The 22,108-nt window shown below is 60.9% G+C and carries 21 protein-coding genes; all 21 read right to left on the minus strand.

What is annotated here, in order from left to right:
• Nucleotides 1-13: 13 nt before the first annotated feature.
• The 21 genes from F2982_RS01900 to F2982_RS02000 all read right to left on the minus strand — a co-directional run bounded on the left by F2982_RS01900 (nucleotide 14) and on the right by F2982_RS02000 (nucleotide 22,101).
• Nucleotides 14-1,321, minus strand: coding sequence for a lipoprotein-releasing ABC transporter permease subunit (locus F2982_RS01900; RefSeq protein ID WP_203429071.1), 1,308 nt, complete (start codon nucleotides 1,319-1,321; stop codon nucleotides 14-16).
• Nucleotides 1,322-1,334: 13 nt separating this feature from the next.
• Nucleotides 1,335-2,657 carry a proline--tRNA ligase gene (proS, locus tag F2982_RS01905; RefSeq protein ID WP_130282592.1) on the minus strand — a complete coding sequence of 441 codons (1,323 nt, stop codon included), beginning with the start codon at nucleotides 2,655-2,657 and terminating at the stop codon, nucleotides 1,335-1,337.
• A gap of 583 nt (nucleotides 2,658-3,240) precedes the next feature.
• Nucleotides 3,241-3,522: a DUF1467 family protein gene (locus F2982_RS01910; RefSeq protein WP_112720464.1), complete on the minus strand. Its 282-nt coding sequence runs from the start codon at nucleotides 3,520-3,522 to the stop codon at nucleotides 3,241-3,243.
• Nucleotides 3,523-3,644: 122 nt separating this feature from the next.
• On the minus strand, nucleotides 3,645-4,049 hold the full coding sequence (gene mce / locus F2982_RS01915; RefSeq protein WP_203429072.1) for a methylmalonyl-CoA epimerase: 405 nt from the start codon (nucleotides 4,047-4,049) through the stop codon (nucleotides 3,645-3,647).
• A gap of 2 nt (nucleotides 4,050-4,051) precedes the next feature.
• Complete coding sequence (locus F2982_RS01920; protein ID WP_112720467.1) at nucleotides 4,052-5,722, minus strand: ribonuclease J; 1,671 nt, start codon at nucleotides 5,720-5,722, stop codon at nucleotides 4,052-4,054.
• Nucleotides 5,723-5,731: 9 nt separating this feature from the next.
• Complete coding sequence (locus F2982_RS01925; RefSeq protein WP_203429073.1) at nucleotides 5,732-6,496, minus strand: biotin--[acetyl-CoA-carboxylase] ligase; 765 nt, start codon at nucleotides 6,494-6,496, stop codon at nucleotides 5,732-5,734.
• Nucleotides 6,496-7,941, minus strand: a complete 1,446-nt coding sequence (gene nuoN / locus F2982_RS01930; protein WP_112720491.1) for an NADH-quinone oxidoreductase subunit NuoN — start codon at nucleotides 7,939-7,941, stop codon at nucleotides 6,496-6,498. Before nuoN ends, F2982_RS01925 begins: the two co-directional genes overlap by 1 nt.
• 18 nt (nucleotides 7,942-7,959) lie before the next feature.
• Entirely contained in the window at nucleotides 7,960-9,471 is a 1,512-nt protein-coding gene (locus F2982_RS01935) for an NADH-quinone oxidoreductase subunit M (RefSeq protein ID WP_203429074.1), read from the minus strand.
• Nucleotides 9,471-11,468 carry an NADH-quinone oxidoreductase subunit L gene (nuoL, locus tag F2982_RS01940; protein ID WP_112720470.1) on the minus strand — a complete coding sequence of 666 codons (1,998 nt, stop codon included), beginning with the start codon at nucleotides 11,466-11,468 and terminating at the stop codon, nucleotides 9,471-9,473. The genes F2982_RS01935 and nuoL overlap by 1 nt, the downstream gene beginning before the upstream one ends.
• A 7-nt stretch (nucleotides 11,469-11,475) precedes the next feature.
• Nucleotides 11,476-11,784, minus strand: coding sequence for an NADH-quinone oxidoreductase subunit NuoK (nuoK, locus tag F2982_RS01945; RefSeq protein ID WP_018900202.1), 309 nt, complete (start codon nucleotides 11,782-11,784; stop codon nucleotides 11,476-11,478).
• 23 nt (nucleotides 11,785-11,807) lie between these two features.
• Nucleotides 11,808-12,422, minus strand: a complete 615-nt coding sequence (locus F2982_RS01950) for an NADH-quinone oxidoreductase subunit J (protein WP_112720471.1) — start codon at nucleotides 12,420-12,422, stop codon at nucleotides 11,808-11,810.
• A gap of 143 nt (nucleotides 12,423-12,565) precedes the next feature.
• A complete protein-coding gene (gene nuoI / locus F2982_RS01955; RefSeq protein ID WP_112720472.1) occupies nucleotides 12,566-13,057 on the minus strand; it encodes an NADH-quinone oxidoreductase subunit NuoI in 492 nt (163 codons plus the stop codon).
• Between the two features lie 40 nt (nucleotides 13,058-13,097).
• Nucleotides 13,098-14,141, minus strand: coding sequence for an NADH-quinone oxidoreductase subunit NuoH (gene nuoH, locus F2982_RS01960; protein WP_112720473.1), 1,044 nt, complete (start codon nucleotides 14,139-14,141; stop codon nucleotides 13,098-13,100).
• A 12-nt stretch (nucleotides 14,142-14,153) separates the two neighbouring features.
• A complete protein-coding gene (nuoG, locus tag F2982_RS01965) occupies nucleotides 14,154-16,235 on the minus strand; it encodes an NADH-quinone oxidoreductase subunit NuoG (protein ID WP_203429075.1) in 2,082 nt (693 codons plus the stop codon).
• A gap of 229 nt (nucleotides 16,236-16,464) precedes the next feature.
• Entirely contained in the window at nucleotides 16,465-17,079 is a 615-nt protein-coding gene (locus F2982_RS01970; protein ID WP_203429076.1) for a 5' DNA nuclease, read from the minus strand.
• A gap of 3 nt (nucleotides 17,080-17,082) precedes the next feature.
• Nucleotides 17,083-18,387: an NADH-quinone oxidoreductase subunit NuoF gene (gene nuoF / locus F2982_RS01975; protein WP_112720476.1), complete on the minus strand. Its 1,305-nt coding sequence runs from the start codon at nucleotides 18,385-18,387 to the stop codon at nucleotides 17,083-17,085.
• A gap of 10 nt (nucleotides 18,388-18,397) precedes the next feature.
• Nucleotides 18,398-19,525, minus strand: a complete 1,128-nt coding sequence (locus F2982_RS01980) for an NADH-quinone oxidoreductase subunit E (RefSeq protein WP_203429077.1) — start codon at nucleotides 19,523-19,525, stop codon at nucleotides 18,398-18,400.
• A gap of 16 nt (nucleotides 19,526-19,541) precedes the next feature.
• Nucleotides 19,542-19,820 carry a hypothetical protein gene (locus F2982_RS01985; RefSeq protein WP_199628745.1) on the minus strand — a complete coding sequence of 93 codons (279 nt, stop codon included), beginning with the start codon at nucleotides 19,818-19,820 and terminating at the stop codon, nucleotides 19,542-19,544.
• Entirely contained in the window at nucleotides 19,820-21,010 is a 1,191-nt protein-coding gene (locus F2982_RS01990) for an NADH-quinone oxidoreductase subunit D (protein ID WP_199628746.1), read from the minus strand. The genes F2982_RS01985 and F2982_RS01990 overlap by 1 nt, the downstream gene beginning before the upstream one ends.
• Before the next feature lie 76 nt (nucleotides 21,011-21,086).
• Nucleotides 21,087-21,422 (minus strand): four helix bundle protein, encoded by a 336-nt coding sequence (locus F2982_RS01995; protein WP_246777492.1) that lies wholly within the window; start codon nucleotides 21,420-21,422, stop codon nucleotides 21,087-21,089.
• Between the two features lie 76 nt (nucleotides 21,423-21,498).
• Nucleotides 21,499-22,101, minus strand: coding sequence for an NADH-quinone oxidoreductase subunit C (locus F2982_RS02000; protein WP_112389671.1), 603 nt, complete (start codon nucleotides 22,099-22,101; stop codon nucleotides 21,499-21,501).
• Between the last annotated feature and the right edge of the window lie 7 nt (nucleotides 22,102-22,108).

The following is a 22,108-nucleotide window of genomic DNA, read 5'->3' on the forward strand; positions in this document are numbered from 1 at the left end:
AGTTCAGCATTCCTTATTCGTAGCGCAGCGCCTGCACCGGATCGAGCCGCGAAGCCCGCCAGGCCGGGAAGATGGTCGCAAGAAAAGACAGCGTCAGAGCCATGATGACGACCGAAGTCGTCTCGCTGACGCTCATCTGCGCCGGCAGCTGGCTCAGGAAGTAGAGCTGCGGATTGAAGAGTATCGTTCCGGTGATCCAGGAGAAGAACTGGCGGATTGACTCGATATTGATACAGACGACAACGCCGAGCAGAACGCCGGCGAGCGTACCGACGATACCGATCGCAGCCCCCGTCATGAAGAAGATGCGCATGATGGCGCCGGAGCTCGCCCCCATGGTGCGCAGGATGGCGATATCGCTTCCCTTGTCCTTCACCAGCATGATCAGACCCGAGATGATGTTCAGTGCCGCGACGAGCACGATCAGCGTCAGGATCATGAACATGACGTTGCGCTCGACCTGCAGGGCCGAGAAGAAGGTCTGGTTGCGCTGGCGCCAGTCGGTGATGGCGATCTGGCGGCCCGCGGCAGCCTCCACCTTCGGCCTCAGATTGTCGATATCATCTGGATTGCTGGCGAAGAGCTCGATCGATTGCACCAGCCCTTCGGAGTTGAAATAGAGCTGCGATTCCTCGAGCGGCATGTAGATGATGGCGGAATCATACTCCGACATGCCGATTTCGAAGACACCGGAGACGGTATAGGACTTGACCCGCGGATTGATGCCCATCGGCGTGACGTCACCTTCGGGCGAGATCAGCGTGATCGTATCGCCCGCCTGCAGGCCGAGCTGGTTGGCCATGCCGGAGCCGATCAGCACGCCCTGCCCGGACATGAAACCGACGAGGTCGCCCGACTTGATATTGTCGGAGACGGTCTTCAGCTTGGTCAGATCTTCCGGGCGAATGCCGCGCACCAGCGCGCCGGTGCCAGCACCGCCCTGACCGGAGGCCAGCGTCTGTCCCTCGACGAGCGGCAGGGCCATGCGGATGCCGGGAACGGCGGCGAACTTTTCCGTCAGCGCCGCATAATCGGTGAAGGGCGCATCGACCGGCTGAACGATCATGTGGCCGTTGATGCCGAGGATGCGCGAGATCAGCTCGGTGCGGAAGCCGTTCATCACGGCCATGACGATGATGAGCGTCGCGACGCCGAGCATGATGCCGACGAAAGAGAAGCCGGCGATGACCGAAATGAAGGCTTCCTTGCGCCGGGCGCGCAGATAGCGCCAGGCAACCATGCGTTCGAAGGTGGAAAATGGCTTGCTCGCCGGACCGAAGCCGGATTTCGAACCCCGCTTGTCCACTGCTGCCTCTGCCATTTCGCCTCCGTTATCAGCCCAAGAGCTTATTGATTGCCGCGTCGATGGTCATCGTCTCGCGGGCGCCCGTCTTGCGGTCCTTGACTTCCACTTCGCCGTTCGCGACCGCGCGCGGGCCGGCGATGATCTGAACGGGAACGCCGATCAGGTCGGCCGTCGCAAACTTAGTTCCGGCGCGATCGTCGGTGTCGTCATAGAGGACGTCCTTGCCACCCTTGGAGAGCGCTGCGTAGATCTTCTCGCAGGCACTGTCGCAGGCGGCGTCGCCGGCCTTCATGTTGATCACGATCGCATCGAACGGCGCGACGGAGGCCGGCCAGATGATTCCGTTCTCATCATGCGATGCTTCGATGATGGCGGGAACAAGGCGTGTCGGGCCGATGCCGTAGGAACCCATGTGAACATTGTGTTCCTTGCCGTCGGGACCCTGAACCTTGGCGCCCATCGGCTCGGAATATTTCGTGCCGAAATAGAAGATGTGGCCGACTTCGATACCGCGGGCCGACAGGCGTTCGCCTTCGGGGATCGCGTCAAAAGCGGCCTCGTCATGCATTTCGGAGGTCGCGGCATAGAGCGACGTCCACTTGTCGAAGACGCTTTCCAGGCCTTTGACGCTGTCGAAATCCGTGTCGGCTTCCGGAATGTCGAAATTGACGAAATCCTTGTGGCAGAACACTTCGGACTCGCCGGTGTCGGCAAGGATGATGAATTCGTGGCTGTGGTTGCCGCCGATCGGGCCGGTATCGGCGCGCATCGGGATGGCGCGCAGACCGAGACGGTCGAAGGTGCGCAGGTAGGCCACGAACATCTTGTTATAGGAGTGGATCGCCCCCTCCTTCGTCAGATCGAAGGAATAGGCATCCTTCATCATGAACTCGCGCGAGCGCATGGTGCCGAAGCGCGGACGGATCTCGTCGCGGAACTTCAGCTGGATGTGATAGAGGTTGAGCGGCAGGTCCTTGTAGGACTTGACGTAGGCCCGGAAGATGTCGGTGACCATTTCCTCGTTGGTCGGGCCGTAGAGCATCGGACGGTCCTGGCGGTCCTTGATGCGCAGCATTTCCTTGCCGTAGGCGTCGTAGCGGCCGCTTTCCTGCCAGAGCTCGGCGGACTGCAGCGTCGGCATCGACAGCTCGATGGCGCCGGCGCGGTTCTGCTCTTCGCGGATGATGTTGTTCACCTTGTCGAGAACACGCTTGCCGAGCGGCAACCAGGAATAGATGCCCTGCGACTGCTGGCGGATCATGCCGGCACGCAGCATCAGCCGGTGGGAGACGATTTCCGCCTCCTTGGGGTTTTCCTTCAGGATGGGCAGGAAGTAGCGGGACAGACGCATGGCGGATTCCAGAGCAGTTGGGATTCCACTTCAATCGCGGAATCGACGGCATTCGTTAATGGTGGGAGCGTTCATAGCTGCTTCGCAGCCGGAAAGAAACCCGCGAGCAGCGCAAGCAGCCTTCCGCAGACGCAAGTTGGCGTCCGGAAAACGCAAATGCAGAAAAAATCGCGCGTTTATAAGGGCTTGCATCAAAATCTTGTCAACAGGAATTTTTTGCCCGACTGTAGCAAAAATGCAAAAAAAGCTGGTGACAAAGCCCAATCTTTGAGCTAGTTTCAGCTCACAAAACAGGCAAGGAGATAAATTCTTGCCAATTCGCGGTCAAGTCTTGGGAGGATCAGATCTTAGGCGCGCTCGTCGCAGCCCCGGCAACGGTTACAGATCACGCGATACTTAAAACAAGGCTTTTAGCCTTGTTTTTTTTGGTTTTTCGGTCCATTCCCTAACGTGAACATCAGAGAATTGACGTAACGGCAGACATCGCTGCCGCCGCGTGAGCTCTTTGCATCATGTTGATGACAGCCGTATGACGGCATTTTCGCTGGCGCTAACACATATGCTCAAAGATTGAGCAAAAGCCCTATTCGATATTGAAGCTCGGGCCGATCTGCGGCAGGGCATCGAAGCCCCAGCCGAAATAGGTCGAAGACACGTACCAGGCGCCGTAGATGATCGCCGAAATCACTGTCGTCAGCGAGAAGACGAAGAGCGGCCGGAAGCGCGCCGGAGCGCTCGGAACCGTGCCGAGCACCACCTCATTGTCTTCCGCCTGGGTGCGCAGACCGATCGGCAGAACGGCGAATAGCGTGAGCCACCAGACGATGAAATAGACGGCGAAGCCCTGTAGGAAAATCTGCAGCATGGCGGGTCCCAAATCGCGTTACGACCATCGCAACGCCGCGCTTATAGAGTGGAATGGCGCAAAGCTCAAATCACGCCGCGACCAATGCTGGGGACTAGGTCACTCTGCCGCAGAAGCGGCTGTCAGACCTGCTCGAGCTCGATCAGTGTGCCGAAGAAATCCTTGGGATGCAGGAAGAGCACCGGCTTGCCATGGGCGCCGGTCTTCGGCTCGCCATTGCCAAGCACCCTCGCCCCTGAGGTGATCAGATGGTCGCGGGCGGCGGTGATGTCGGCGACCTCGTAGCAGATGTGGTGCATGCCGCCCGATGGGCTCTTTTCGAGGAAGGCGGCGATCGGCGAGTTCTCGCCGAGCGGTTCCAAGAGCTCGACCTTGGTATTGTCGAGCTCGACGAAGACGACGGTGACGCCGTGCTCCGGTAGGGGCTGCGGCGCCGATACCCTGGCGCCGAGCGTATCGCGGTAGCTGGCCGTCGCAGCGGCGAGATCGGGGACGGCAATCGCGATGTGATTGACGCGGCCGAGCATGATCAGACCTTGGTCAGGAAGGCGGTGACGACGGGCTTCTTGCCCCAGGCGTGGTTGGCGGCGGCGCGCACGGCGCGGCGGATCGCCTCCTGCACCATGTCGAGATCCTTGCGGCGGGCGCGCGGAATGCTCTCGACAGCGCCGATGACGGCGTCGAACAGCGTGTCTTCCATCTCGTCGCCTTCGTCGTCATAAACCGGCAGACCGATGGCGACGAGATCCGGCTCGCCGATGATGTCGTAGCGGCTGTCGAGCACAACGTTGACGGCGACATGACCGACATAGGCGAGCTTCTTACGCTCGCCGATACCCATCTCGTCGAAATCGCCGATCAGCGAGCCGTCCTTGTAGATGCGGCCATGCGGGGCTTCGTCGATGACTTCGGCCGGACCAGGTGCCAAACGCAGGATGTCACCATTGCGTACGCGCGGCACGCTTGCGATGCCGGACTGCTCCGCCAGCTCCTTATGCGCCGTCAGATGCGTCGCCTCGCCGTGGACGGGCACGACGATCTTCGGGCGAACCAGCTGATACATCTTTTGCAGCTCGTTACGGCGCGGATGGCCGGAAACGTGGACCAGCGCTTCACCGTCGGTGATGATATGGACGCCTTGCTCGACGAGGCCGTTCTTGATGTCCTGGATCGCCTTCTCGTTGCCCGGGATGGCGCGCGAGGAGAAGACGACGATATCGCCGGCGGCGAGCGCCACATTGCGCATCTCGTCGCGCGAGAGCTTGGCGAGTGCGGCGCGCGGTTCGCCCTGGCTGCCGGTCAGGATCACCACGACCTTGTCGCGCGGGATGTAGCCGTATTCGTCTTCGGAGATGAAGGGCTTGATGCCTTCCATGATGCCGATGTCGCGCGAGACGTCGACGACGCGCTTCAGCGAGCTGCCGAGCAGCAGCACTTCGCGGCCGGCGGCCTCAGCAGCCTCGGCGACGGTGCGGATACGGCCGACATTCGAGGAGAAGGTGGTGATCGCCACGCGTCCCTCGGCATTCTCGATGATCTTGCGCAGGCTTTCCGAGACGTCCTTCTCCGAGGGCGAGACGCCGTCGCGCAGGGCGTTGGTGGAATCGCACATCAGCGCCAGAACGCCTTCGTCGCCGAGTTGGCGGAAGCGGTTTTCGTCGGTCAGCGGCCCGAGCGACGGCTCGTGGTCGATCTTCCAGTCACCGGTGTGAATGACGTTGCCGAGCGGCGTGCGGATCATCAGCGACATCGGCTCGGGGATCGAGTGGTTGACGGCGACGCCTTCGATGCTGAAGGGGCCGACATTGATCGTGTCGCCTGCCTTGAAAATCGTGACCGGCACTTCGCCGATCGCGTCCTTCTCGAAATTGCGCTTGGCTTCGAGCAGGCCCGCGGTAAAGGGCGAGGCATAGACAGGAACATTGAGGCCCGGCCAGAGATCGGCCAGCGCGCCGTAGTGATCCTCATGGGCGTGGGTGATGATGATCGCCTTCAGGCTTTTGCGCTCGGTGGCGAGATAACGGATATCGGGCAGCACGAGATCGACGCCCGGCAGGTCCGGACCCGGAAAGGTCACGCCGCAATCGACCATGATCCACTGGCGGTGATCCGCGGGGCCATAGCCGTACAGAGCGAGATTCATGCCGATCTCGCCGACGCCGCCCAGCGGAAGAAATACCAGTTCGTCTTGTTTCGCCATTAGGTCCTACTATCCAAAGAAAACGTCGCCGGCGGCGATCTGCATCATCCTGCCTGCGCCGGTATCGAGCATCAACAGCCCATTATCATCAATTCCAGCGAAATGGCCGGAAATCGACCTGTCCGGTAAATTCACGGTAATCTTCTCGCCGACGCCGCAGGCGACTTCGCGCCAGCGCGCGGTGATTTCCTTGATGCCGCGGCCGGCGTTCCAGACATCCAGCACTTCGGCCATCGAGGCGAAGAGATGGGCGAAGAGCTCCTCGGGCGAGGCCGAGCTGCCCTGCTCGCGCAGACATGTCACCGGATACATCGGGTTGTCAGGCATGACCGAGACATTGATGCCGATGCCGATCACCAGCGCATAGCGCCCGTCCGGCAGCTGCTCGCCTTCGACGAGGATGCCGCAGGTCTTCTTGCGTCCGATCAGGATGTCGTTCGGCCATTTGACCTCGAGCGGCTCGGCGCCCGGCGGCAGGACCTGGCGGATCGCCTGATGGACAGCGACAGCAATCGCCAGCGGCAGCGATCCCATGCGCTCCATCGGAGCCAGATCGATCAGAAGAAGGGAAGAATAGAGATTGCCGGGTTCGGAGACCCACGGGCGTCCGCGGCGGCCGCGGCCGCCGGTCTGCCTGACCGCGGTCACCCAGAGGAGGCCGGGGTCCCCTGCCCGGGCTCGGGCAAGGCATTCTGTGTTGGTCGAAGGTGTCTCCGTCAGGGCTTCGTGCCTGATATCGCCGAGCGATATCCGGCGCCGCGCTGGAGACATCATCAGAACAGCGTCGCTGCCGCCAGCTCAGCCGCACCGCCGATCGGACCGCCGATGAGAACATAGGCGAGAACGAACAGGCCGGAGAGACCGTAGACCAGCTTGAGGGCGCCGGAGACGCGGGCAAACTCGCCCTTGGCTTCATCGAACCACATCAGCTTGATGACGCGCAGGTAGTAGTAAGCGCCGACGACCGATGCGAGAACGCCGATGATGGCGAGCGCATAGAGCTTGGCTTCGATGGCTGCGACGAAGACGAAGTACTTCGCGAAAAAGCCAGCGAGCGGCGGGATACCGGCAAGCGAGAACATCAGGATGGTGAGAACCGTCGCCATGAACGGGTTGGTGCTCGAGAGACCCGCCAGATCGTCGATCGCTTCGACAACGGTGCCATCCTTGCGGCGCATCGACATGATGATCGCAAAGGAACCGAGCGTCATGACCATGTAGATGACCATGTAGAGCATGACGCCGGAGACGCCCGTCTGGTTGCCGGCTGCGAGGCCGACCAGCGCATAACCCATGTGACCGATCGACGAATAGGCCATCAGTCGCTTGATGTTCTTCTGGCCGATAGCCGCGAAGGAGCCAAGCAGCATAGAGGCGATCGAGATGAAGACCACGACCTGCTGCCAGTCAGCCATGATCGGCTGGAAGGCGGTGATGACGATACGCGTCATCATGGCCATGGCGGCAACCTTCGGAGCGCTCGCCAGGAAGGCGGTGACCGGGGTCGGCGCACCTTCGTAAACGTCGGGCGTCCACATGTGGAACGGCACGGCCGAGATCTTGAAGGCGATACCGGCGAGGATGAAGACCAGGCCGAAGATCAGGCCGAGCGAACGCGCGCCTTCGACATTGAGCGCCTGGGCGATATCGGCGAAGTGCGTATGGCCGGTGAAGCCATAGACCAGCGACATGCCGTAGAGCAGCATGCCCGAGGACAGCGCGCCGAGGACGAAATACTTCAGGCCGGCTTCCGTCGACTTGACGCTGTCGCGGTTGATCGCAGCGACGACGTAGATCGCCAGCGACTGCAGCTCGAGGCCGAGATAGAGCGCGATCAGGTCGTTTGCCGAGATCATCAGCATGATGCCGAGGGTGCAGAGCACGAGGAGAACCGGGAACTCGAACTTGTCGAGCTGATTTTCCTTGGCGTGGCCGAGCGACATGAAGAGTGCCACGAAGGAGCCGGTCAGCGCCGTCACCTTCATGAAGCGGGAGAAGCCGTCCGCCTTGTAGACGCCGCCAAAGGCGAGGCCGTTGGACGGGATGAAGATCAGCCAGAGAGCTGCAGCCGCGAACAGGATCATGGCGAGCACGCTCACCAGACGCCCGGACCGCTCGCCCGTGAAGACACCGATCATCAGCAGGACAAGGGCGCCTACCGCGAGGATAAGCTCCGGCGCGGTGAGATGCAGGCTTGCAAGAATGGTTTCAGCGGTCATGTCCAAAAAGTCCCGTCATCAGTTCATCGACAGCGCAACGTTCTGCGCTGCGTGTACGGCGGCCGTATAATTGTTCACCAGCATGTCAACCGAAGCGGCCGTCGCATCGAAGACCGGAGCCGGATAGACACCGAAGAAGATGGTCAGCGCGATCAGCGGGTAGAGCAGCATCTGCTCACGCGGCGAAAGATCGAGCAGAGCCTTCAGCTTTTCCTTTTCAAGCGCACCGAAGATCACGCGGCGATAGAGCCACAGAGCGTAGGCAGCCGACAGGATGACGCCGGTGGCAGCGAAGAGTGCAACCCAGGTGTTGGCGCGGAAGACGCCGATCAGGGTCAGGAATTCGCCGATGAAGCCCGAGGTGCCCGGCAGACCGACATTGGCCATGGTGAAGACCATCATCGCCACTGCGTATTTCGGCATGTTGTTGACCAGGCCGCCATAGGCCGCGATCTCGCGGGTATGGGTGCGGTCGTAAACGACGCCGACGCAGAGGAAGAGCGCGCCAGAGACGATGCCGTGCGACAGCATCTGGAAGATCGAGCCCTGAACGCCCTGCATGTTGGCGGCGAAGATGCCCATGGTCACGTAGCCCATGTGCGCTACCGACGAGTAGGCGATCAGCTTCTTGATGTCGTCCTGCATCATCGCCACCAGCGAGGTGTAGATGATGGCGATGACGGACAGTGCGAAGACCATCGGCGCGAAGAAGTCGGAGGCAACAGGGAACATGCCGAGCGAGAAGCGGATCAGGCCGTAGCCGCCGAGCTTCAGGAGCACGCCTGCCAGGATGACGGAGCCGGCCGTCGGCGCCTGAACGTGCGCGTCGGGAAGCCAGGTGTGAACCGGCCACATCGGCATCTTGACGGCGAAGGAGGCGAAGAAGGCCAGCCATAGCCATGTCTGCATCTGCGGCGGGAACTTGTAGGCGAGCAGCGCCGAGATATCGGTCGTGCCGGCCTGCCAGTACATCGCCATGATGGCGAGCAGCATCAGCACCGAGCCGAGCAGCGTGTAGAGGAAGAACTTGTAGCTCGCATAGACGCGGTTCGCGCCACCCCAGACACCGATGATCAGGAACATCGGGATGAGGCCGGCTTCGAAGAAGACGTAGAAGAGCACGATATCGAGCGACACGAAGACACCGACCATCATCACTTCGAGGATGAGGAAGGCGATCATGTATTCCTTCAGGCGCTTCTCGATCGAGAGCCAGCTTGCCAGCACGCAGAAGGGCATGAGGAAGGTCGACAGGATGACGAACAGCATCGAGATGCCGTCGACGCCGACATGGTAGCCGATGCCGGTACCGAGCCAGGCGTGCTTCTCGACCATCTGGAAGCCCGGATTGGCGTTATCGAAGCCAGTCCAGATCAGGAGCGACAGCAGGAACGTGACGATCGTCGTGATCAACGAGATGTTGAGCACGTTGCGGCGGCCGTTCGGGCCGTTTTCATTCATCAGCAGCAGAAGCACCACGCCGACGAGCGGCAGGAAGGTGACCGTTGTAAGAATAGGCCAATCGGTCATCAGAACGAACTCCCGAGCATCATCCAGGTAACGAGCGCTGCAATGCCGATCAGCATCGCGAAGGCGTAGTGATAGAGGTAACCGGTCTGCAGGCGGACCACGCGGTTCGTGACATCGACGACGCGGGCGGCAATGCCGTTCGGGCCGTAGGTATCGATGACGCCGACGTCACCCTTCTTCCACAGGAAGTTGCCAAGAGCCTTGGCGGAGCGGACGAAGAGGAAGTCGTAGAGTTCGTCGAAGTACCACTTGTTGAGCAGGAACTGGTAGAGGACGCGGTGCTGCTGCGCGAGAACGCGCGGCGTCGACGGCGACTTGATGTACATGTACCAGGCGGTCACGAAGCCGATGACCATGGCAATGAACGGGCTGAGCGCGACCAGGGCCGGAACGTGATGGAAGTGCTCCAGCAGTTCGTTTTCCTTGGAGGTAAACAGCGCGCCCTTCCAGAATTCGGCATATTCTTCGCCATAGAAGCGGCCCTCGAAGAGGAAGCCGGCGAAGACTGCGCCGATTGCCAGGATGTAGAGCGGCACCAGCATGACCTGCGGCGATTCATGGACGTGATGCATGACTTCGTGGGAAGCGCGCGGCTTGCCGAAGAAGGTCAGGAAGATCAGGCGCCAGGAATAGAAGCTGGTGAACAGAGCGGCGATGACGAGCAGCGTGAAGGCGAAGCCTGCAGCCGGCGAGTGCGACGCGTAGGTAGCCTCGATGATCACGTCCTTCGAGAAGAAGCCCGCAAAACCGATCGGAGTGAACGGAATGCCGACGCCAGTGATGGCGAGCGTACCGATCATCATCATCCAGAACGTGACCTTGATGTGCGGACGCAGGCCGCCCATGTAACGCATGTCCTGCTCGCCATCGACGGCGTGGATAACCGAACCGGCGCAGAGGAAGAGCAGTGCCTTGAAGAAGGCGTGCGTAAAGAGATGGAAGATCGCGGCACCATAGGCCCCTACTCCGAGCGCCACGAACATGTAGCCGAGCTGCGAGCAGGTGGAATAGGCGATGACGCGCTTGATGTCGTTCTGAACGAGACCGACCGTTGCCGCGAAGAAGGCAGTGATCGCGCCGATGATGGTGACGAAGGTCAGCGCATCATGCGACAGTTCGAAGAGCGGCGACATGCGGGCGACGAGGAAGACACCGGCGGTAACCATGGTCGCGGCATGAATGAGCGCCGAAACCGGCGTCGGGCCTTCCATGGCGTCCGGCAGCCAGGTGTGCAGCAGGAACTGAGCCGACTTACCCATGGCACCCATGAAGAGCAGCAGGCAGACGGCGGTCAGCGCATGCGTCTTGTCGAGCTGCATGCCGAAGAGGTTGAGAACGACTTCGCTGGCAGCTTCTGCACCTTCATGCGGCGCGAAGTTCGCAGCGTTGGCGAAGATCGTGTCGAAGTTGATGGCGCCGAAGAGAACGAAGACGCCTGCGATACCGAGCACGAAGCCGAAGTCGCCGACGCGGTTGACGATGAAGGCCTTCATCGCCGCAGCCGAAGCCGACGGCTTCTTGAACCAGAAGCCGATCAGCAGATAGGACGCCAGACCAACGCCTTCCCAGCCGAAGAACATCTGCAGCAGGTTGTCGGAGGTCACCAGCATCAGCATGGCGAAGGTAAAGAGCGACAGATAGGCGAAGAAGCGCGGACGATGCGGGTCATGGTGCATGTACCCGATCGAGTAGATGTGCACGAGCGTCGAGACCGTGTTGACGACGATCAGCATGACCGAGGTCAGCGTGTCGATGCGCAGGGACCAGGAGACGTCGATGCCGCCGGACTGGATCCAGCGCAGGACTTCAACCTTGATCGCGCCTTCCGGATGGCCGAGGGCCACCGTGAAGAAGACGTACCAGGAGAGAGCGGCGGCGATGATCATCAGGCCGCTGGTGACATATTCCGATGCCTTGGCGCCGATCGCGCGGCCGAAAAGGCCGGCGATGATTGCGCCGATCAAGGGAAGAAAGACGATAGCCTTATAGAGGAACATGAGCCGCTCAGCCCTTCATCATATTGACGTCTTCGACCGCGATCGAACCGCGGTTGCGGTAGAAGACAACGAGAATTGCAAGACCGATGGCCGCTTCCGCAGCCGCGACGGTCAGAATGAAAAGTGCGAAGACCTGGCCGACGATGTCGTTGAGGAACGACGAGAAGGCGACCATGTTGATATTGACCGCAAGCAGGATCAGCTCGATCGACATGAGAATGACGATGATGTTCTTGCGGTTCAGGAAGATGCCGAAGACGCCGAGCGTGAAGAGGATGGCGCTGACCGTCAGGTAATGGGAAAGACCGATGACCATGTTCTTGTTCCTTGTCCCTGCGCTTAGAGGCCCTGCCCCGGCTTGACGGTGACCACCTCGACGGCGGTCGCCGGCGTACGGGCAACCTGCTGGGAAATATTCTGACGGCGAATGTTGGTGCGGTGCCTCAGCGTCAGCACGATCGCACCGATCATCGCGACGAGAAGGACCAGACCGGCGATCTGGAAGAAGTAAACGTAATTCGTATAGAGCACGTCACCGAGCGCCGCCGTGTTGGTGCGCTCCGTCAGAGCCGGGATCGGCATGGCGACGGTCTTGGCAATCTCGGGCGAGATCACGCTGCCGCCGATGACGATGATCAGCTCAGCGGCAAGGATGATGCCGATCAGCGCGCCGATCGGCGCATATTCGAGAACGCCTGCGCGCAGCTCCGTGAAGTCGATGTCGAGCATCATGACCACGAAGAGGAAGAGAACCGCGACCGCGCCGACATAGACGACAAGCAGGATCATCGCCAGGAACTCGGCGCCAAGCAGCAGGAAGAGGCCCGCGGCATTGAAGAAGGTCAGGATGAGGAACAGAACCGAGTGAACCGGGTTCTTTGCCCAGATGACCATGAACGCCGACGCGACCGCGACGAAGGCGAAAAGATAGAAAAATAGAGCCTGCAGACCCATGTTGGTGCCTTTTTCATCTTCCCCCGGGCAGCCGGGAGTTTCCCTGCCCGATGAAGCTCCGTCTACCCTGAAGGGCCGGCAAAGCTCCGGTGCATGTTGACCGCGGGCGGCTGTCGCCTGCCCTGCGGCATTTCAAATTCCAATCAGCGGTACGGCGCGTCGATCGCGATATTGCGCGCGATTTCGCGTTCCCACCGGTCGCCGTTGTCGAGAAGCCGCTGCTTGTCGAAATAAAGCTCTTCGCGGGTTTCCGTGGCGAATTCGAAATTCGGGCCTTCGACGATCGCATCGACCGGGCAGGCTTCCTGGCAGAAGCCGCAGTAGATGCACTTCACCATGTCGATGTCGTAACGCACCGTACGGCGGGTGCCGTCATTGCGGCGCGGGCCGGCTTCGATGGTAATCGCCTGAGCGGGACAGATCGCTTCGCAGAGCTTGCAGGCGATGCAGCGCTCTTCGCCGTTCGGATAACGGCGCAGTGCGTGTTCGCCGCGGAAGCGCGGAGAAACCGGACCCTTTTCGAACGGGTAGTTGATCGTCGCCTTCTGCTTGAAGAAGTAGCGCATCGACAGAAAGAATGCGCCGACGAATTCCTTGAGGAACAGCGAGCTGACGGTGTTTGACAAGCTTGCCATCTTCAACCTCCAAATTTGCCGGAAACGAGGGATGTCATGATCATGCCCATCCCGTCAGTTTCAGCACGAATGCAACGATAATGACCATGGCGAGCGACAGCGGAAGGAAGACCTTCCAGCCGAGGCGCATCAGCTGGTCGTAGCGGTAGCGCGGCACGAATGCCTTGACCATCGCGAACATGAAGAACACCAGGCACGACTTGAGCATGAACCAGATGATGCCCGGGACCCAATTGATGAGCCAGAAATCGACCGGAGGCAGCCAGCCGCCGAGGAAGAGGATCGTCGTCAGCGAGCACATCAGGCAGACGGCCGCATATTCGCCGAGCATGAACATCATGTACGGCGAGGAACCGTATTCGACCATGAAGCCGGCAACCAGTTCCGATTCCGCTTCCGGAAGGTCGAAGGGCGGACGGTTGGTTTCAGCGAGCGCCGAGATGAAGAAGATGATGAACATCGGGAACAGCGACAGCCAGTGCCAGTCGAGGAACGAGCTGGGCAGGCCGAGCTTGGTGCCGAGGCCGGTCTGCTGAGCCATGACGATATCCGTCAGGTTCAGCGAACCCACGCAGAGAAGAACGGTGACGATGACGAAGCCGATCGAGACTTCGTAGGACACCATCTGCGCAGCCGAGCGGAGCGCGCCGAGGAACGGATACTTCGAGTTCGAAGCCCAGCCGCCCATGATGATGCCGTACACTTCGAGAGAGGAGATCGCGAAGATGTAGAGAATGCCGACATTGATGTTGGCGATCACCCAGCCGTTGGAGAACGGGATGACGGCCCAGGTGGACAGTGCCAGAAGCACGGTCACCAGCGGTGCCAGCAGGAAGACGACCTTATTGGCGCCGGCCGGAATAACCGGTTCCTTGAAGACGAACTTCAAAAGGTCGGCGAAGGACTGGAAAAGGCCGAAGGGACCAACCACATTGGGTCCACGGCGCAGCTGAACGGCTGCCCAGATCTTACGGTCGGCAAGCAGAATGTAGGCGATGAAGACCAGCAGGCAGACCAGGAGCAGCAGCGACTGACCGACCATGAGAAGGCCAGGCAAGACATAAGTTGAAACAAACGATTCCATAGTCCCCTGCCCTTACTCTGCCGCGACTTTGAAGTTGTTGCGGGCCAATGCCGAGCACTCGGCCATGACAGCCGAGGCACGCGCGATCGGGTTCGTCAAATAGAAGTCTTTGACCGGTGAAGCAAACCCGGATTTGTTCATCTTCCCGGCTTTTTTCGCAACTGCGGCAATTTTGGCGCTGTCGCTTTCAGCGATCTCGTCGATGGCTGCGAAATGCGGGAATGCCGCATAGAGCTTGCCGCGCAATTCGCCAAGCGAATCAAAGGGAAGCTTCTTGCCGAGCACGTCGGAGAGAGCACGCAGGATCGCCCAGTCTTCGCGGGCATCGCCCGGCGCGAAACCGGCGCGGTTGCCCATCTGGACGCGGCCTTCGGTGTTGACCCAGGTACCGGACTTTTCGGTGTAGGCGGCAGCCGGAAGGATGACGTCGGCGTTATGCGCGCCCTGGTCACCGTGCGAGCCGATATAGACCGTGAACTTCGCGGCCTTGTTGGTGAAATCGAGTTCGTCGGCGCCGAGCAGGAAAAGCACGTCCATCGAGGACAGCATATCCGCAGCGTTGACGCCCTTGGAGCCCGGAACGAAGCCGAGGTCGAGGCCACCGACGCGGGCTGCTGCCGTGTGCAGGACTGCAAAGCCGTTCCAGCCGTCGGCAACTGCGCCGACCGTACCGGCGAGCTTGGCGGCGCTGGCGAGAACGCCTGCACCGTCAGCGCGCGACAGGGCGCCCTGGCCGATGATGATCAGCGGCTTCTTGGCGTCAGCCAGAACCTTGGCGAAGGCATGGTTGCCGTCGACGAGATCCTTCAGCGTATCCGGACCAGCGCCGAGATATTCGTAGTCGTAGCGCATTTCGCCGGCTTCGCCGATCACACCGATCGGGAAACCGCCACGGCGCCAGCGCTTGCGGATGCGGGCGTTGAGAACGGCGGCCTCGAAGCGCGGGTTGGCGCCGATGATGAGCAGCGCGTCGGCTTCTTCGATGCCCTGGATCGTCGGGTTGAAGATGTAGCTTGCGCGGCCGAGCGACGGATCAAGTGCCGTCCCATCCTGGCGACAGTCGAGGTTCTCGGAACCGAGCGACTTTACCAGTTCCTGCAATGCGTACATTTCCTCGACGGTTGCGAGGTCGCCGGCGATGGCGCCGATCTTCTCGCCCGTGGTGCCGGCAACTGCCGTCTTGATGGCGCCGAAGGCTTCGGCCCAGGTTGCCGGCTGCAGGCGGCCGCCCTTGCGGACGTAAGGACGATCGAGGCGCTGCGTCTTCAGGCCGTCCCAGATGAAGCGGCTCTTGTCGGAAATCCACTCTTCGTTGATCTGGTCGTTGACGCGCGGCATGACGCGCATGACTTCGCGGCCGCGGGTATCGACACGGATGGCAGAGCCGAGCGCGTCCATGACGTCGATCGATTCCGTCTTGTTCAATTCCCACGGGCGGGCCGTGAAGGCGAAAGGCTTGGAGGTCAGAGCGCCGACCGGGCAGAGGTCAACGACGTTGCCCTGCAGCTCCGAGGTCATCGCCTGCTCGAGATAGGTGGTGATTTCGGCATCTTCACCGCGGCCGATCAGGCCGAGTTCGGAGATACCGGCCACTTCCGTGGTGAAGCGGACGCAACGCGTGCAGTGGATGCAGCGGTTCATGACCGTCTTGACGAGCGGTCCGATATACTTGTCTTCGACGGCGCGCTTGTCTTCCTGATAGCGCGACGTGTCGATGCCGAAGGTCATCGCCTGGTCCTGCAGGTCGCATTCGCCACCCTGGTCGCAGATCGGGCAATCCAGCGGATGGTTGATCAGCAGGAATTCCATCACGCCTTCGCGGGCCTTCTTGACCATCGGCGTGTTGGTGAAGACTTCAGGCAGTTCGCCGTTCGGGCCGCCGCGGATATCGCGAACGCCCATGGCGCAGGAAGCCTGCGGCTTCGGCGGGCCACCCTTCACTTCGACGAGGCACATGCGGCAATTGCCGGCGACCGACAGTCGCTCATGGAAGCAGAAGCGCGGAACTTCAGCGCCGGCTTCCTCACACGCCTGAATGAGCGTGTAGTGATCCGGGACCTCGATCTCGTTACCGTCAATCTTCAGTTTTGCCATCGTCACTCAGTCCTGTTTCCCGTTCGCCGGATGGCGGCAAACAAACCTTATTCTGCAACATGACCGCTGCCTGGCGGGATTTCGTCCCCGCTGGCACCGGTGTCGCCCAAATTGTCTTTCCCCGGCCCGGGGAACCCGAGACCCGATCGGCTGGCCTGAGCGAGGCCCCTGCCCCGTCATCCCTGCCTTATTCCCTCCGGCCGCTTGGGTCAGCCAGAAAAACTCAAACTCACTTGCGGCGCTTCGCCGCGAGAGCCTTGGCCTGACCGCGCCAGTCGTCGCGGGCGATGCGACCGTCGAAACCGAGCTCGGTGTCGATGCCTTCCGCTTCCGCATCGCTCCAGGCTGCGATCGCAGCGAAGGTGCGGATGCCCCTGGCGTTCAGAACCTGCTCCAGCTTCGGACCGATGCCCGAAATCAGCTTCAGGTCGTCGGCCTTCCTGGCTCGGGTTGCCGGCTTCTTCGCAGCGACAGGAGCCACCTTCGGCTCCGGCGTTGCGACGATCGACAAGGCCGCCTTCTTGGCTGCAGCCGGCCGGATATTCTCCGGCTTGATGCGAACCTCGGGCTTTGCAGCCTGCGGCGGCGTCTCGTCGAGCGCTTCGGCAATCCGGCTCGTCGCTTCGAAGGCGCCTTGCAGCGCACCGAAGAAAGCGCCGGCCATCTGCGTCGAGAAACCGATGCCGACGGCGGTTGCCGCTGCCATCGCCGCAGCCGGATGGGCCATCATCGGATGGATCGGCATCGAGCGGGCATTCTCCAGCATCTCGGCAGCAAGACGGCCGAAGTCAGCCGAGAAATCGGCCGCTCCCTGCTTGTCCTTGCCGCCCGATGCCTTCGTCATCGCTTACTCCGCAGCCTCCAGAACCGCGCCATGATCCATGGCGCTGGCCGTGTACTGGTCGATACGCGCTTCGATTTCCGGACGGAAATTGCGGATCAGACCCTGGACCGGCCATGCAGCAGCATCGCCGAGCGCACAGATGGTGTGGCCTTCGATCTGCTTGGTGACCTGGAACAGCATGTCGATTTCGCGCTTCTGGGCGTTGCCCTTGGCCATACGCTCCATGACGCGCCACATCCAGCCGGTGCCTTCGCGGCACGGCGTGCACTGGCCGCAGCTCTCGTGCTTGAAGAACGCCGAGATGCGGGCGATCGCCTTGATGACGTCGGTGGACTTGTCCATGACGATCGCGGCAGCCGTACCGAAGGACGAGCCGACAGCGCGCAGGCCGTCGAAGTCCATCGGGCAGTCGATGATGTCCTTGGCGGGAACGATCGGGCACGATGCACCGCCCGGAATGACGGCGAGCAGGTTGTCCCAGCCGCCGCGGATACCGCCGGCATGACGGTCGACCAGCTCACGGAAGGTGATGCCCATCTCTTCTTCGACGGTGCACGGCTTGTTGACGTGACCCGACAGCATGAACAGCTTGGTGCCGACGTTGTTCGGACGGCCGATCGAGGAGAACCAGCCGGCGCCACGGCGCAGGATGGTCGGAGCAACGGCAATCGATTCGACGTTGTTGACCGTCGTCGGGCAGCCGTAGAGACCCATGTTGGCCGGGAACGGCGGCTTCAGGCGCGGCTGACCCTTCTTGCCTTCAAGGCTTTCGAGCAGCGCGGTTTCTTCGCCGCAGATATAGGCGCCGGCGCCGTGGTGGACGTAGATGTCCATCGGGTAGCCGAGCTTGTTGCTCTTGCCGAGCAGGCCGTAATCGTAGCACTCGTCGATCGCCGCCTGCAGCGCTTCACGCTCGCGGATATATTCGCCGCGGACGTAGATATAGGCAGCATTGGCGCCCATGGCGAAGCTGGCGATAACGCAGCCTTCGATCAGCGTATGCGGATCGTGGCGCATGATGTCGCGGTCTTTGCAGGTGCCCGGTTCCGATTCGTCGGCATTGACGACGAGGTAGTGCGGACGGCCGTCGGATTCCTTCGGCATGAAGGACCACTTGAGACCGGTCGGGAAGCCTGCGCCGCCACGGCCGCGAAGGCCGGAAGCCTTCATCTCGTTGATGATCCAGTCACGACCCTTTTCGAGGATCTGCTTGGTGCCATCCCAGTGGCCGCGGCTCATCGCGCCCTTCAGGGACTTGTCCTTGAGGCCGTAGATATTGGTAAAGATGCGGTCTTTATCTTGTAACATGCTTCACCTCTTACCGCGGCTTCTTGCCGAAGACCTTGATATATTCCGCTTCACCGCCCTTGGCGAGCGCCTTGGCCTGCTTGACCCAGTCGTCGCGTTCGATGCGGCCCTTGAAATTCAAGTATCCATCGACCCATTCGCGTTCAGCCTTCTTCCACGCCGCGACTTGCGCGAAGGTGAAGATGCCGAGTTCGTTCAAAATACCTTCGATCTTCGGACCAACGCCGGAGATCAGCTTGAGATCGTCGGGTGCTGCCGGCTTGGCGATCCCTGCAGGACGGTTCTTGTCCTCCAGCGACGGCTTTGCGGCGGCCGGAGCGGCAGCAGCCTTGGCAGGCTTCTCGGCAACGGCCGGAGCAGCTTCAGCAGCAGCGTTCTTGGCAGCAGCCTTCGGCGCCGTGTGCGGCGTCTTCAGCGTCGGATTGGTTTCCGCATCCGTGCTCTTCGGGCGAGCGGCCTCAGACGGCGGAACGCTGACAGCGTCGGCCTCAGCCTTCTTCGCGGAAGTCTTGGCCCTCGCCTTCGGCTCTTCGCTCAGAAGCGACGTCGGGCCGCCTTCCGGCGACGAGAAGTGACGGTCGATCTGCGGGCCGGGCGTGATGCTGGCGCCGTTGCCGGCGTTGAACGTGTCGATGATCTCTTCGAGACGCTCAGGCGTCAGATCCTCGTAAGTGTCCTTGCCGATCATGATCATCGGTGCGTTGACGCAAGCCCCGAGACATTCGACTTCTTCCCAGGACAGCGTGCCTTCGGCGTTACGCTCGAACGGATGCTGGTGGATCTTGCTGCGGCAGACGCCCATCAGCTTTTCCGAACCGCGCAGCATGCAGGGCGTGGTACCGCACACCTGAACGTGGGCGCGCGTGCCGACCGGACCGAGCTGGAACTGGGTGTAGAAGGTCGCAACCTCGAGCACGCGGATATAGGCCATATCCAGCATGTCGGCGACCTTTTCGATCGCAGCGCGCGTGACCCAACCATCCTGCTCCTGCGCTCGCATCAGCAGCGGAATGACCGCGGACTGCTGACGGCCTGCGGGATATTTCTGGATCGTCTTATCCGCCCAAGCCGCGTTTTCGTCATTGAAGGCGAATGCGGCAGGCTGGAATTGATCTTCGGCTAGTCGACGAACGGACATTCTTCCTCACGCCTTGTCAGTTTAGGGTCCCACACTGCGAAGCTGTCAATGACTGCATCTCGCATGCGTAGGCCGACTGGTCTTTCTGCAAAAACACTACGAATTTCTTGCCATTCGGTACGGCGGCCTTGATCTGGTAACCCTTGGACAAGAGCTCCCCCATCGTGGCCCGACCGCTTGGCGGCGTTACTTCATCAGAACCGAGCTTAGGGCCGAATCCCTGCGTGTTGTTGTCCTGGGCGAAAGCCGAGGCGGCAACGAGGAATGCAGCGGCCGAGAGCACGGTGAGCTTCATCAGCGATCAACCTCACCGAAGACGATGTCGAGCGAACCGAGAACGGCGGCGACGTCGGCCAGCTGATGACCGCGGCACATGAAATCCATCGCCTGAAGGTGGGCATAGCCCGGGGCGCGGATCTTGCAGCGGTACGGCTTGTTGCTGCCGTCGGACACGACGTAGACGCCGAATTCGCCCTTCGGCGCTTCGACGGCGGCGTAAACTTCGCCGGCCGGAACGTGGTAGCCTTCGGTGTAGAGCTTGAAGTGGTGGATCAGCGCTTCCATCGAGCGCTTCATCTGGCCACGCTTCGGCGGAACGACCTTGCCGTCAACAGACGAGAACGGGCCGGTCTTGGCATCCGACAGCAGGCGGTTGACGCACTGCTTCATGATCTTGCAGGATTCGCGCATCTCGATCATGCGGATCAGGTAACGGTCGTAGCAGTCGCCATTCTTGCCGATCGGAATGTCGAATTCGAGATCCGAGTAGCACTCGTAAGGCTGCGAGCGGCGCAGGTCCCAGGCAGCGCCCGAACCGCGAACCATGACGCCCGAGAAGCCCCAGGCCCAGCAATCTTCCAGCGAGACGACGCCGATATCGACGTTACGCTGCTTGAAGATGCGGTTGCCAGTCAAGAGGTCGTCGATATCGTCGAGCTTGGACGGGAATTCGTCGCACCACTTGCCGATATCCTGGACCAGCTCTTCCGGCAGATCCTGGTGAACACCACCCGGACGGAAATAGGCAGCATGCATACGGGCGCCACAGGCGCGCTCGTAGAACACCATCAGCTTTTCGCGCTCTTCGAAGCCCCAGAGCGGCGGCGTCAGCGCACCGACGTCCATAGCCTGCGTCGTGACGTTCAGAAGATGCGAGAGGATACGGCCGATTTCCGAATAGAGAACGCGGATCAGCTGGCCGCGGATCGGGATGTCGATGCCGAGCAGCTTTTCGACGGCCAGGGCATAGGCATGCTCCTGGTTCATCGGTGCGACGTAATCGAGACGGTCGAAATAAGGGACCGCCTGCAGATAGGTCTTGGTTTCGATCAGCTTCTCGGTGCCGCGATGCAGCAGGCCGATATGCGGGTCAACACGCTCCACAATTTCGCCGTCAAGCTCCAGGACAAGACGAAGAACGCCGTGCGCCGCCGGATGCTGCGGTCCGAAATTGATGTTGAAGTTGCGGACGTTATGTTCTGTCATGCTGCCTGCTCCGGGCCAGATGCGCTGTCAGCTAAGCGAATGGCGAATAGCGAATAGCGAATAGTTGCATTCCGTTTCATTGCTTCTCCTGAAGATTTCGTATCAGCGCGCGCAGCATCCTGCCGATTTCGTCGCATCTGTCCGTCATCTTCCTGAACTCGACCTCGCGGATCAATCCGACCCTTTGCGAGATGAGCATATGCGTTTCCAATTCCTTCAGCGAACCCTGGGCAATCCGCAAGAACTGAACGAAACTTCCCGTGACTTCACGGCCGTGACCTTCAGCAATGTTGGCTGCGACTGATGTCGCAGCCCTGCGGATTTGAGCAGTCAGACCGTAAGCCTCCTCCCTTGGAAATCCCTTGGTTAACTCGTAGCAATCGACAGCCAAGTCGATGGCCGCCTGCCACACCTTGAGATCTTTGTAGGAGCTTATCGTCTGCGCACCCTTTCCAACTATTCGCTATTCGCTACTCACTATTCGCTTCTTACTGCTTCGCCTTCTCATCACCCGGCAGCACATAATCCGTGCCTTCCCAGGGTGACATGAAGTCGAAGTTGCGGAATTCCTGCTTCAGTTCCACCGGCTCGTAGACGACGCGCTTGGCGGCGTCGTCGTAGCGGACTTCGACGAAACCGGTCGTCGGGAAATCCTTGCGCAGGGGGTGCCCCTCGAAACCGTAGTCGGTGAGGATGCGGCGCAGATCGGGGTGACCGGTGAAGAGGACGCCGTACATGTCCCAGGTCTCGCGCTCGAACCAGTCGGCGCCCGGATAGACGGCGCAGGCGGACGGCACCGGCGTATCTTCGTCGGTCGCGACCTTGATGCGGATGCGCAGGTTCTGCTTCGGAGACAGGAGATGATAGACGACATCGAAGCGCAGCTCGCGCTGCGGCCAGTCAACGCCGCAGATGTCGATCATGTTGACGAAGCCGCACTTGGCGTCGTCACGCAGGAACGTCAGCAGCGCGATCAGGTTTTCACCCGTCGTCGTCAGGGTCAATTCGCCGAACTTCAGCTGCGACGCGGCAACCAGGTTGCCACGCGCTTCCGAGATATAGGACGACAGCTCAGTGAGGGCTTCGCTCATATGTCTT

Origin of the sequence: Rhizobium sp. BG4, assembly GCF_016864575.1 — a bacterium.
In the GTDB taxonomy this organism is placed as follows: Bacteria; Pseudomonadota; Alphaproteobacteria; order Rhizobiales; family Rhizobiaceae; genus Rhizobium.

Coding starts and splice junctions, on each gene's coding strand:
- F2982_RS01900 (WP_203429071.1), bottom strand. CDS start 1,321: ATGGCAGAGGCAGCAGTGGACAAGCGGGGTTCGAAATCCGGCTTCGGT.
- proS (WP_130282592.1), bottom strand. CDS start 2,657: ATGCGTCTGTCCCGCTACTTCCTGCCCATCCTGAAGGAAAACCCCAAG.
- F2982_RS01910 (WP_112720464.1), bottom strand. CDS start 3,522: ATGCTGCAGATTTTCCTACAGGGCTTCGCCGTCTATTTCATCGTCTGG.
- mce (WP_203429072.1), bottom strand. CDS start 4,049: ATGCTCGGCCGCGTCAATCACATCGCGATTGCCGTCCCCGATCTCGCC.
- F2982_RS01920 (WP_112720467.1), bottom strand. CDS start 5,722: ATGGCGAAACAAGACGAACTGGTATTTCTTCCGCTGGGCGGCGTCGGC.
- F2982_RS01925 (WP_203429073.1), bottom strand. CDS start 6,496: ATGATGTCTCCAGCGCGGCGCCGGATATCGCTCGGCGATATCAGGCAC.
- nuoN (WP_112720491.1), bottom strand. CDS start 7,941: ATGACCGCTGAAACCATTCTTGCAAGCCTGCATCTCACCGCGCCGGAG.
- F2982_RS01935 (WP_203429074.1), bottom strand. CDS start 9,471: ATGACCGATTGGCCTATTCTTACAACGGTCACCTTCCTGCCGCTCGTC.
- nuoL (WP_112720470.1), bottom strand. CDS start 11,468: ATGTTCCTCTATAAGGCTATCGTCTTTCTTCCCTTGATCGGCGCAATC.
- nuoK (WP_018900202.1), bottom strand. CDS start 11,784: ATGGTCATCGGTCTTTCCCATTACCTGACGGTCAGCGCCATCCTCTTC.
- F2982_RS01950 (WP_112720471.1), bottom strand. CDS start 12,422: ATGGGTCTGCAGGCTCTATTTTTCTATCTTTTCGCCTTCGTCGCGGTC.
- nuoI (WP_112720472.1), bottom strand. CDS start 13,057: ATGGCAAGCTTGTCAAACACCGTCAGCTCGCTGTTCCTCAAGGAATTC.
- nuoH (WP_112720473.1), bottom strand. CDS start 14,141: ATGGAATCGTTTGTTTCAACTTATGTCTTGCCTGGCCTTCTCATGGTC.
- nuoG (WP_203429075.1), bottom strand. CDS start 16,235: ATGGCAAAACTGAAGATTGACGGTAACGAGATCGAGGTCCCGGATCAC.
- F2982_RS01970 (WP_203429076.1), bottom strand. CDS start 17,079: ATGACGAAGGCATCGGGCGGCAAGGACAAGCAGGGAGCGGCCGATTTC.
- nuoF (WP_112720476.1), bottom strand. CDS start 18,387: ATGTTACAAGATAAAGACCGCATCTTTACCAATATCTACGGCCTCAAG.
- F2982_RS01980 (WP_203429077.1), bottom strand. CDS start 19,525: ATGTCCGTTCGTCGACTAGCCGAAGATCAATTCCAGCCTGCCGCATTC.
- F2982_RS01985 (WP_199628745.1), bottom strand. CDS start 19,820: ATGAAGCTCACCGTGCTCTCGGCCGCTGCATTCCTCGTTGCCGCCTCG.
- F2982_RS01990 (WP_199628746.1), bottom strand. CDS start 21,010: ATGACAGAACATAACGTCCGCAACTTCAACATCAATTTCGGACCGCAG.
- F2982_RS02000 (WP_112389671.1), bottom strand. CDS start 22,101: ATGAGCGAAGCCCTCACTGAGCTGTCGTCCTATATCTCGGAAGCGCGT.